Annotated in this window: 8 protein-coding genes; 4 read left to right on the top strand and 4 right to left on the bottom strand. The window is 42.6% G+C overall.

The window, feature by feature from the left end:
• The first annotated feature begins 29 nt into the window (after positions 1-29).
• Positions 30-1,412 carry an ATP-dependent RNA helicase DbpA gene (gene dbpA / locus A7985_RS20535; protein WP_065792339.1) on the top strand — a complete coding sequence of 461 codons (1,383 nt, stop codon included), beginning with the start codon at positions 30-32 and terminating at the stop codon, positions 1,410-1,412.
• A gap of 14 nt (positions 1,413-1,426) precedes the next feature.
• Here dbpA and A7985_RS20530 read toward each other — a convergent pair whose 3' ends face one another.
• The gene (locus A7985_RS20530; RefSeq protein WP_081310658.1) at positions 1,427-2,041 is read right to left on the bottom strand and encodes a DNA-J related domain-containing protein; all 615 of its coding nucleotides are present in this window, start codon (positions 2,039-2,041) and stop codon (positions 1,427-1,429) included.
• Between the two features lie 67 nt (positions 2,042-2,108).
• Here A7985_RS20530 and A7985_RS20525 point away from each other — a divergent pair, with 67 nt between their 5' ends.
• Positions 2,109-4,958 carry a tetratricopeptide repeat-containing hybrid sensor histidine kinase/response regulator gene (locus A7985_RS20525; RefSeq protein WP_065792338.1) on the top strand — a complete coding sequence of 950 codons (2,850 nt, stop codon included), beginning with the start codon at positions 2,109-2,111 and terminating at the stop codon, positions 4,956-4,958.
• Here the strand turns inward: A7985_RS20525 and A7985_RS20520 are convergent.
• The 3 genes from A7985_RS20520 to trxA all read right to left on the bottom strand — a co-directional run bounded on the left by A7985_RS20520 (position 4,935) and on the right by trxA (position 8,141).
• Positions 4,935-6,212 (bottom strand): methyl-accepting chemotaxis protein, encoded by a 1,278-nt coding sequence (locus A7985_RS20520; RefSeq protein ID WP_065792337.1) that lies wholly within the window; start codon positions 6,210-6,212, stop codon positions 4,935-4,937. The two genes, A7985_RS20525 and A7985_RS20520, sit on opposite strands and share 24 nt — an antisense overlap.
• A 136-nt stretch (positions 6,213-6,348) precedes the next feature.
• The gene (gene rho, locus A7985_RS20515; protein WP_065792336.1) at positions 6,349-7,608 is read right to left on the bottom strand and encodes a transcription termination factor Rho; all 1,260 of its coding nucleotides are present in this window, start codon (positions 7,606-7,608) and stop codon (positions 6,349-6,351) included.
• A gap of 206 nt (positions 7,609-7,814) precedes the next feature.
• Complete coding sequence (gene trxA, locus A7985_RS20510) at positions 7,815-8,141, bottom strand: thioredoxin TrxA (RefSeq protein WP_063372138.1); 327 nt, start codon at positions 8,139-8,141, stop codon at positions 7,815-7,817.
• 92 nt (positions 8,142-8,233) lie between these two features.
• Here trxA and rhlB point away from each other — a divergent pair, with 92 nt between their 5' ends.
• Positions 8,234-9,517, top strand: coding sequence for an ATP-dependent RNA helicase RhlB (rhlB, locus tag A7985_RS20505; protein ID WP_065792335.1), 1,284 nt, complete (start codon positions 8,234-8,236; stop codon positions 9,515-9,517).
• 30 nt (positions 9,518-9,547) lie between these two features.
• Positions 9,548-11,050 carry a guanosine-5'-triphosphate,3'-diphosphate diphosphatase gene (gene gppA, locus A7985_RS20500; RefSeq protein WP_065792334.1) on the top strand — a complete coding sequence of 501 codons (1,503 nt, stop codon included), beginning with the start codon at positions 9,548-9,550 and terminating at the stop codon, positions 11,048-11,050.
• Positions 11,051-11,575 lie beyond the last annotated feature (525 nt).

Below are 11,575 nucleotides of genomic sequence, written 5' to 3'. Positions count from 1 at the left end.
AATGTAATTTGATTTGTCAGGAATACCATGTGAACCCGCTTTTTACTCAATTATCATTGCGCGCAGAGTTACTATCCGCTCTTAAGAAAGCTGGATTCAGCCAAATGACGCCGATTCAAGCAGAAAGTTTACCAGAGCTACTTACGGGCAAGGATGTGGTTGCACAGGCAAAAACAGGATCTGGTAAAACACTGGCATTTAGCTTAGCAATGCTACAGCAGCTCGATGCCTCTAATCAGCAGATCCAAGGCCTTATCTTGGCGCCGACTCGAGAGTTAGCCAATCAGGTTGCTGAAGAGGTCAGGAAGCTGGCAAAAGAACTCGGCAATATAAAAGTATTGACTATTTGCGGGGGTGAACCGATTGGTCCGCAAATCAGCTCGCTGGAACATGGCGCGCACATTGTGGTTGGGACGCCTGGTCGAGTTGAAGAGCATTTGTTCAAGGGGACCTTAGACTTAACGCAAGTAAGCCACTTTATACTGGATGAAGCGGATCAAATGCTGGATATGGGCTTCATTGACGCAATTGAAAGCATCGCAGTGTATCTTCCAGAAGCGCGTCAAACTATGATGTTTAGCGCGACTTACCCCAAAGACATTGAACAAGTGTCGCAGCGTTTTATGCAGACACCGACACTGGTTAAAGGTGAAACCGAAACGCTGAATCGACAAATCAAGCAACAGTTTTTCCCATTGAAAAACAATAAACTCAGATTTAATACGTTAAGGCTACTGTTGCTGCAACACAAGCCAGAAAGTTGCATTGTATTTTGCAACACCAAAGTCGAAACTAAAAAGCTTTTCACTGAGCTACAACAAACAGGCTTACAAGTGGTTGTGCTGCATGGTGATTTAGCACAAGTCGAGCGCCAGAGAATGTTACTCCGATTTGCAAATAAGAGTGCTTCTGTATTGGTGGCAACGGATGTTGCGGCCCGAGGTTTGGATATTGAAGACATCGATATGGTGGTCAATTACCATATGGCGCTTGATCCGCAAACGCATGTCCATAGAGTCGGACGTACAGGCCGTGGCGGGAAAAAAGGTTTTGCCTGCTCGCTGTATGGTGAAAACGAAACCTTTAAAGTGAAGCAACTGAGTGAGCTTTATGAGCGAGAGTTTAATCCATCGCCTACGCCACCGCTGAGTCTACTTGATAAGCCTGTGTATAAGCCTCGTATGGTGACTGTCATGATCGATGCGGGCAAAAAGCAAAAAGTGCGAGCGGGTGATATTGTCGGATGCTTAACAGGTGAAAACGGTATCGGTTCAGCACATATCGGCACCATCACCGTACAAGACAATCAAGCGTATATCGCCATCTATAGAGATGCAGTGAAACCTGCAATCCGTAAGTTACATGCCGATAAAGTCAAAGGTAAACGCATTAAAGCTAAGCGATTGGTATAGATAAATCTTTTTGACTAAAGTGCCATTTTTAGCTGTTCGTACTCGAGTTTAATTTGGTTAAACTCGAGGTTATTCCCGCCTCTATCTGGGTGACAAGACAAAGCGAGTCTTCGCCACTTTTTTTGCAAGGTAGGTAAGTCATACGCACTGGGCAGTTGCCATTTCTTTATGAGCGCTTCTCGAGATTGCATACAACCAGCCCCTTTGTCACAGCTTAAATAGCGTTGCCAAAATCCATTTAACAGCGCTTCAATCTCTTCTTTACTGGTATCATAGTTGTTCCAATCTAAATAATAGCTTTTGAGCGGATCTGTGTGTGAGGGGAGGTTTTGGTTGTCCGCATTGATGGTGTCTTGGTCTGGTTGCATACGTTCAATATAAATGTCTAACGCTGAGATATGAACCAAATGATGCGAGTCGAATAGCTCATTTTGTAATTGATATAGTCCATTCATTATTAAAAAATTTATTTTAAACAGATCTTTATGACTATCTTTATCTAGTTCAGGAAGCGCTTTTTGGACTTTCAGTTGCTCTGCCAGTTCATGTACTTTCAAATGCGGACTCGCCGAGATGATGTCAAAAATAATATTGAGAATCGGGTTGATCATTGTTCGGCCTGTAAACATAGTGTATCTTCATGACCTTAAAGATTGTCGATTAATTATTACGCTATTGCAAATCGGGATGGCATGGATGGCTTTAATACATAAGTGCTTAATAGTGATTTTTACTTTGGGACTGAGCTATTTCGGCTCTGCGTCTGAACAGGAAAGTGAAGTAAAATCGCTCGAGCAACAAATACAAAATATTGCGCAACTGGAGAGCTGGCAAGAGCAACAGATGGCAGGTGAGCAATTATTAAACCATCCTCAGCTCACATTGGCACAAAGAATCACGCTTTTTGAGGCCTTGGGAAAATTGGCTTTTCAGCGCGGAGAACTGCGTCAAGGGGTCCACTTTTTTAAGCGCATGGAAGTGATATTAAATGAACAGCAAGACCCAATACGACAGTTCACCGCAGTAAAAATGCAGGGCATCGGTTGGTATCATCTGGGAGAGTTTGCCGCTTCTGAAAAAGATTATGCGCGCGCGCTCGAGCTCGCAAAAGCCCATCAGCCTCTAATTCAAGTGGCTCATATTCAAAATAATTTAGGTTTGGCATTTGTTAAAATGCATGACTTGATGAGTGCCTTATCTCATTACTTAGATGCCTATGAAATTTACAAGCAACATGGAAGTGAGCAAGATCAAGCGGATATTATTCTCAATATCGCTGGTGTGTATATTCGTCTATTAAGATATCAAAAAGCTGAAGAACTGTTGCAAAAAGCCATCACACTTTTTGAAAAGCTGGGTGACAGCTATGGTATCGCCTTATCACAGGCAAATTTAGGGGTATTGTATACGCAAACTTCACGTTTTGAGCTGGCCCGCACGTATTTACAGAAAGCCATTGATTATTATGAAGCGGTCAATGATGTTAAGCACCTATCTTACGAGTACAGTAATTTAGCTAAAGTAAGTATTGCTATAGGCAATATGCCACTTGCTGAAACACAGGTTAACTTTGCTATTTATTATGCCGAAAAGGCGGAAAATGACTCTAATATGTCCGAAGCTTTGTATGTACAGGCCCAAGTTTTTTTGGTTAAAGGGCAGATAGCTGAAGCGAAAGAAGCGGCGCAACGAAGCTTAGAAATGAATCAAGTGTTAGGCGCTGAATTACGTGAGAAAAGAGCGCTCTCGATCATTGCTCTGGCTGAGTCCGCCCAGGGAGACACGGCTCAAGCGTTACAAACACTCACTGATTACGATCACGCCATTTTTCAATTGTTGAACCAAGCATTGCTAGAGAAAGCCGAAAAGTATCAAAAGCGCTTTGAGGAAAGCGAGTTAAGCCAAGAGCTGGCTCAACTCAAGCAAGCACAACAATTACAAGAGCTAAAAACGAAGCAACAACAGCAATTAATGTGGATGAGTGGCTTGGTGGTTGGCTTTGCCTTATTGGCATTAGTGGCTTGGTATCGTCGTACGATTGAACGTAAAGCGAAATTAGATTTGAGTCACGAAGTGGCACAGCGTACTGCTGAATTACAAAAAACGGCCGATCAGTTACGCAGTGCGAATCAAGTAAAAAGCCAGTTTCTTGCCAATATAAGCCATGAAATACGCACTCCATTAACGGCTATTTTGGGCTACAGCGAAAATATGCTCCTTGAGCACAAAGATAATGAACAGCTCAAAGCCTCCCTCACCGTATTGATGCGACAAGGGAGACATTTAAAAGAGCTGATCAGTGATGTATTGGATCTGAGTAAAATCGAGGCTGAACAACTTGAATTAGAGCTCACTGAGTTTAAAGTTGAGTCGCTATTGTCTGATATCACCGATATGTTTCATCATCCCTGTTTGGAAAAGTCCTTAGAACTCATCGTGGATCATCGATTGGATACGCCCTACCGAGTCTGTTTGGACTACGTCAGAGTCAAGCAAGTTTTAATTAACTTGTTAAGCAATGCCATTAAATTTACTCACCATGGACATGTTGAGCTATTAGCTGAATCTCAAGAAGGTGGGATACTGTTCAGTGTAAGTGATACGGGAATAGGGATGTCGGCAGGGCAACTTGAAAAGATTTTTGAGCACTTTCAACAAGGTGATAACAGCATAACACGCCGATTTGGCGGCTCTGGGTTGGGACTGAGCTTATCACAGCAGCTTGCTGCAATGATGGGAGGCACAATAAAGGTAACCAGCGAATTGCATGTTGGCAGTCGCTTTGCTTTTTGGGTGCCATGCTCGCGGCTTAACAAACAAGCTGAACAGGAGAGCTGTCAGCAAGTAGAGGCGCTTAGAGTGCATCAGTTTTCGGGGCTGGTGTTACTTGCAGAAGATCATGACGACAATCGAGTTTTATTTGAACGTGTTCTATCCAATCTCGGTGTACGGGTGGAGTCAGCACCCGATGGCAAACAGGCCGTAGAAAAATGTCTAAGCAGTTACCCAGACTTGGTATTGATGGATATTCAAATGCCGGAAATGGATGGCCTCGAAGCCTTACGCCTATTGCGACAAGCTGGTTATGAAGGGCCAATATTCGCGTTAACCGCGAATGTGATGGAGCACGAAATCAAGTATTATTTGGATAGTGGCTTTGACGGGCATCTAAGTAAACCTCTGGAACAAGATAAATTAGTCTCAGTATTGAATACGACTTTGAACAACGCAAACAGTGAACAGTTAGAGGCTGAAATCAGTCTAGATATGACGGATTTGAAACAGAGCTTTGCATCAACGCTTGAGCAAGAGCGTTATAAGCTTATCGACTTATGGCAAGAGGAAGATTATGCTGGATTACAGTATCACTGTCATAAGCTGGCTGGTGCAGCAGCTGTGTTCGGTTTTTCGCCAATTGCAGACATTGCAAAGCAATTTGAGGCAGCCTTAAAGCAACAAAACACCTCCCAGTACCAAGACCTGTTTTTGATCTTGTGCGATGAACTTAAAGTGCAAGCTTACTCAGAACAACTCGATATCTCCTGAATCACTCGGATCATCGAGCGGCAGGTGCTCAGTTTGTTTACCAATTGGTTCTTCGGTATGCGTGCGGCTTTTGTCAACGCGAGGGTCTAAATCTGGTTCTGGTGTTTCTGTTTTGAAAATACTCAATTTCTCATGAATGCTGTTAGAGAGGTTTATCAGATCGGTACTGGATACAGCTTGGATCTTGGAACTTGAAAGTGCATCTGAATTCAACTCAACCATTGATTCAATGCTCGATTGAGCTTCATCAGAGACCACTTTTTGTTGCTTTACTTGACTATGAATGCTGTGTGACATGGCGTTGATGTCGAGCATGGCATGTTCGATTTGATCGACCTCTTTGGTGGACTCTTCGGACAGCTGAACTGTTCTGTCGGTTTCCTCTAAAGCAAGCAGCATTAACGAGTGAGCGCTGTCAGTACCCGCTTGGATTTTACTGACCATGGCACGTACTTCTTGAGTTGACTTGCTAGTGCGTGCGGCGAGGCTACGTACTTCATCGGCAACGACAGCGAATCCGCGCCCTTGCTCTCCTGCCCGTGCGGCTTCAATGGCCGCATTTAAGGCGAGTAAGTTAGTCTGTTCTGCTATTGAGTTAATCACATCTATCACGGCACTAATTGCATCGCTATCGGCTTTCAATGCCTCAATTTGTTTACTCGTTTGCCGAATATGTTCAGCAAGGCTAATTAAGCTTTCTTGACTTTTATCGGTATCAACGCGTGTTTTTTTAACTGCTTCGGTGGCCTCTTCAACAGAGCAATAAATTTTATCTAAGTTGTCATCTAATTCCCTTGAAACAACGAGCATACGATTGATGGAGCTAGCAAGGTCTTCACCATGCGCATGTTGAATGGTGGCCTTTTGAGTCATAGATGCATAGGTATCCCTAAGGTCATCTGCCATTGGTGCGAGTCGAGCTGAGCAGGTATACACTTCGCAAATAATGTGTTCTATGGTCGCTATCCCAGCATTGAGCGCAAGGCAGGCTTTAGGAAGTTGTTTGTCTTGTTCATTAAATCGATAGGTGAGATCAATATTGGTATCGGCGAGCAAAGCGCTGACTAGGCTATCTAAATAATTGCCTTTGTTGCTGTATTTTGAGATCACTGTGTAAACTAAGAAGGCACTCAAAACAATCAAGCCGCATAACGTGAGTGTTGCGGGTAATGAAAACTTAAAATATAAAGCGCAAAGTACTGTAATGGTTAGATTAGCGCACGTGGTACTGATCACTCCGACGTTTAAACGCATATACCTGAGTCTCCCTTCTATGGTCTTAAAAACTGGAAACTTTTTTCCAATTAGACTAATAGGTATAGACTAGTTCAAAGTGAATTCCAAGCTTTTACAGGGCAAAAAAAAACCTGCATCAGCAGGTTTTTTTTGATTATTTACGCTTCATTGAGTCGAAGAATTCATCGTTTGTTTTACTCATAGAGAGTTTATCGATTAAGAATTCCATCGCGTCTATTTCACTCATTTCATGTACAATCTTGCGTAAGATCCACATTTTTTGTAGCTCGTCCGACTTAGTTAGTAACTCTTCGCGACGAGTACCTGAGCGGTTGAAGTCAATTGCTGGGAATACACGCTTTTCCGCAATCTTGCGGTTTAAGTGTAATTCCATGTTACCTGTACCTTTGAACTCTTCGTAGATAACTTCATCCATCTTAGAGCCAGTATCGATAAGCGCAGTAGCAATAATTGTTAAGCTACCACCTTCTTCAACGTTACGAGCGGCACCAAAGAATCGCTTAGGTTTATGTAGTGCATTGGCATCGACACCACCTGTGAGTACTTTACCCGATGAAGGAATAACAGTGTTGTAAGCACGCGCTAGACGAGTGATTGAGTCCAACAAGATGACGACATCTTTTTTGTGCTCAACTAAGCGCTTAGCTTTTTCAATCACCATCTCAGCAACTTGAACGTGACGGCTTGCTGGTTCATCGAATGTTGATGCTACAACTTCACCTTGCACTAGGCGTTGCATCTCTGTTACTTCTTCAGGACGTTCGTCAATCAGCAGTACCATCAGCGTAGCGTCAGGGTTATTGTAAGAAATCGATTGTGCAATATTCTGAAGCAACATCGTTTTACCCGCTTTTGGCGGCGCAACGATAAGTGCACGTTGACCTTTACCAATTGGTGAAGCAAGGTCTAAAACTCGCGCTGTAATATCTTCAGTACTGCCGTTACCACGCTGCATTACTAAACGTTCGTTAGCATGGATAGGCGTTAAGTTTTCGAACAAGATTTTAGTTCGAGAGTTTTCTGGCTTATCAAAGTTAACTTCGTTAACTTTTAATAGAGCAAAATAGCGTTCGCCATCTTTTGGTGGACGGATAAGACCGCTAATTGAATCACCAGTACGCAAGCTAAAGCGTCTGATTTGACTCGGCGATACATAGATGTCATCCGGCCCTGCTAAGTATGAAGCTTCGGAAGAGCGTAAAAAGCCAAAGCCGTCTTGGAGAATTTCTAAAACACCGCCGCCATAGATGTTTTCGCCGCTTTTTGCATGGGCTTTCAAGATAGCGAAAATGATATCTTGTTTTCTAAGACGGGCTACGTTTTCGAGTCCCATTGACTCGGCAAGTTTTACAAGCTCATTTATTGACTTGTCTTTAAGTTCGCGTAAATGCATATTGGTGGGTTCTTTAATTAACGTTGTTTTCTCGTCGCACGAGGGATTGAGTTGAAATTCGATAAAAAGGTTTGTGGCTCTATAAGTTAGCAGCTAGCCATCGAGTCGTCCAGTCTTTATACAAAAAATTAATCCATTAATCTTTAAATTTCGCAGGCAAGCAAAAGTGAAAGCCCAAATTACAGAGTATTTTGGGCTTTTTGTTTTTAAACGTTGTCGTTTAGAAACTCAACAAGCTGAGTTTTAGAAAGTGCGCCCACTTTAGTTGCAGCAACCGCACCGTCTTTGAATAGAAGTAGTGTTGGAATACCGCGGATACCAAATTTGCCAGGAGTACCTGAGTTTTGGTCGATATTTAGTTTGGCGATAGTTACTTTACCTTCAAACTCACCAGCTACCTCATCAAGAATTGGCGCGATCATTTTACAAGGACCACACCACTCAGCCCAAAAGTCAACAAGAACAGGTTTGTCTGAGTTAAGTACGTCAGCTTCAAAGCTGTCGTCAGTTAATTGGATAATTTTGTCGCTCATTACGTTCTCCGTTAGAAATTAGGCGAATTATTTAGTGCGTATTTAAACACTCTTGTTTCTTATTGCAAGTTTAAACGTTATGCTTTATTGCTATGACTAAGACACATTTGACCAATACCAAATTTTCAGACTTTGCTTTAGCACCGGAAGTGGTCGCCGGTTTGACAGCGAATGGCTTCGAGTATTGTACGCCAATTCAAGCAAAGTGTATGCCTTACGTATGTGAAGGCAGGGACATTGCGGGTCAGGCGCAAACAGGAACCGGTAAAACACTGGCATTCCTTACCGCGACTTGTCATCGTTTAATGCAAAATCAACCTGAACAGCAAGCATCTGTACAACCCAGAGCCATTATCATGGCGCCGACTAGAGAGTTGGCAATACAGATCCACAAAGATGCAAAAGTTATCGCACCACACTGTAATTTAAAGTTAGGTTTAGTATATGGTGGCGAAGAATATGAAAAACAACGGGCACAACTAGAAAAAGGCGTCGATATTTTAATTGGTACCACAGGTAGACTGATCGACTTCTACAAACAAGGCGCGTTTAACCTCAATAGTATTGAAGTTGTGGTACTAGATGAAGCTGATCGTATGTTTGATTTAGGCTTTATCAAAGATATTCGTTATCTGTTTAATCGCATGCCTGGAACGCAAGAACGATTAAATTTACTATTTTCTGCGACATTATCTTACCGGGTGCAGGAGCTGGCCTTTGAGCATATGCACAATCCGATTCATGTTCAGATTGAGCCTGATGTTAAAACTGGTAAGCGTATTCAAGAAGAACTATTTCACCCCTCTCAAGAGGACAAATTACCTTTACTTTTAACTCTAATCGAGGAAGATTGGCCAGATAAGGCAATTGTCTTTGCAAACACAAAGCACAGTTGTGAAAATGTTTACGAGTGGTTGAAAGCTGACGGTCATCGTGTTGGTTTACTTACAGGTGATGTAAACCAGAAAAAACGCCTGTCTATTTTGACTAAGTTTACTAAAGGGGAATTAGATCTACTTGTCGCGACTGATGTGGCCGCGCGAGGATTACATATCCCGGAAGTAAGCCACGTATTTAACTTTGACTTACCTGATGATAGAGAAGATTACGTGCATCGTATCGGCCGAACAGGTCGAGCTGGTGCTTCGGGGCATGCGATTAGTTTTGCATGTGAGCAATATGCGTATAATTTGCATGAGATCGAGGAATATATAGATCATTCCATTCCTGTATCTCACTATGACAAAAGCGCATTATTAGATGACCTCAAGCCGCCAGTAAAACAACATCGCAGAAATTATCAATCTGGTCAGAGAAAGCGTGGCAATACTCGCAGACAAGGCAGTTATCAAAAATCAACGCCTAAACATAATTAGGTGTAGTAAGGGTAAGTAGAGGTTACGAGCGTGGGATATAACTCACCACAGAATAATGTATATGCCGTAATAGACTTGGGGTCAAACAGCTTCCATATGCTTATTGCAAAGCATATGGCGGGCGGCGTCCATACGATTGGCAGAGTAAAACGTAAAGTTAGGTTGGCCGCCGGACTTGATGAGCAAAATGTGCTTTCTCAAGAAGCAATGGAAAGAGGTTGGGAGTGCTTGTCACTTTTTGCGGAGCGGCTGCAGGATATTCCACCACAAAATATAAAGATTGTTGCGACAGCGACATTACGTCTAGCTAAAAATGCGGAACAATTTAAGTTACGAGCTGAGAAAATTCTCAATCACAAAATTGAGATCATTAGTGGTGAGTTGGAAGCGTGCACCATTTATAAAGGGGTTGCTCATACGTCGTCATGCCATGGTAAGCAGTTGGTTGTCGATATTGGGGGGGCGAGTACCGAAGTTGTAATCGGTCGAGGCTTTGACGCTCATATATATTATAGCCTTAATATGGGCTGCGTTACTTACCTTGAAAGGTATTTCAAAGACGGCCTGTTGAGTGATGAAAACTTCACCCATGCGATAGCGGCAGCAAAAGCCGTGATTGCACCCCATGTCGCTGAGTTCCAGCAAGTAGGGTGGGAGTTAGCGATAGGAGCGTCAGGCACTGTTCAAGCAATACAAGAAATCTTTGCGGCTCTTGGGCTTGATGAATATCTGGTTTTACCAAAGTTAACAGCAATTAAATCAATGGCGATTGACTGCGAGACAATATCTAAACTTGATCTGCCCGGATTAAGTGAAGAGCGTCGACTCGTTTTCGTGTCTGGCCTAGCAATTCTGATAGCTTTGTTCGAGTCGTTGGAAATAGAACGGATGGGCTTAGCAGGTGGCGCACTACGCGAAGGGGTGCTCTATGGCATGATAGACGATTTGAGCGTTTCTGATATTCGCAAGCGTACGCTGAATTGTTTTATGGCTCGATACCATGTTGATGGTCTTCAAGCCCAGCGCGTCTTTGAGATTAGCAATAGCTTTCTAAATCAACTCAAAGGGTACTGGTCAATTGATACTCAGTTTGGTTCTGATGCGTTGCGCGCGGCAACGGTCGTCCATGAACTCGGCTTATTAATTGATTATAAGGAATACCATAAACATAGCGCTTATATTCTTAACAATAGTGTTATGCCCGGTTATACCAGAGCTCAAAAACAGCTGATTGCGGCAATGGTTAGTAATCACCGATTAGATATCGATGTTGAGAGTTTTTCTCAACTTGGCTCTAATCAAAGATTGGCAGAGGTATTAATTAGGCTATTACGCATTGGCGTTATTTTATCAATGCGCCGACAAGATGATGTATTGCCTGAACTCTTTCTTACGGCCAGTGAACCAGAGACATTAACTTTGACAGTGCCCAAAACTTGGTTGGAGACACACCCATTAATGCAAACTGAGCTTGAACAAGAAGCAAAGTATCAAGAAAAGTGTGGCTGGTTATTGGAAATCGAGTGTGATTAAGGGCTAAATAGCTTGTTTATTAGGCGAAAATCAGTGTTTTGTCTGTAATTTGAGCGTTTGTGAGCGTTTTTTTATTTTTAATGAAAAAAACGCTTGCGCCAATCTCAAATCTCCCTATAATGCGCACCCACTGACACGGCGGGATGCAACGAAAAGCGCAGAGCAAAGTGAAGGTTAAAGTTAAATTGAAAGATTAATTAAAAAATTAAATTTTCTAGTTGACTTTAAAAGTGAAGCGGTTAATATGGCGCTCCACTTCGCAGCAACGCTGCGGTAACTAACCAAGGGTTAGTTACATTGTTCTTTAAAAATATGAAGCAATCATCTGTGTGGGCACTCGTACAGATTGAGTTCTAACAGCTCTTGATTCAGGAGCAAAAGAATTAGAGTCTCAATTTCTTATGAGTGACTATATAGTCAATTTATACAGAATTCATTGAGCACGAAACTTCGGTTTCAAAAACTTTTAATTGAAGAGTTTGATCATGGCTCAGATTGAACGCTGGCGGCAGGCCTAACACATGC

Origin of the sequence: Pseudoalteromonas luteoviolacea (assembly GCF_001696455.1) — a bacterium.
In the GTDB taxonomy this organism is placed as follows: Bacteria; Pseudomonadota; Gammaproteobacteria; order Enterobacterales; family Alteromonadaceae; genus Pseudoalteromonas; species Pseudoalteromonas luteoviolacea_C.
Note: the sequence above shows the minus strand (reverse complement) of the source record. Positions and strands in the feature narration are given on the sequence as shown.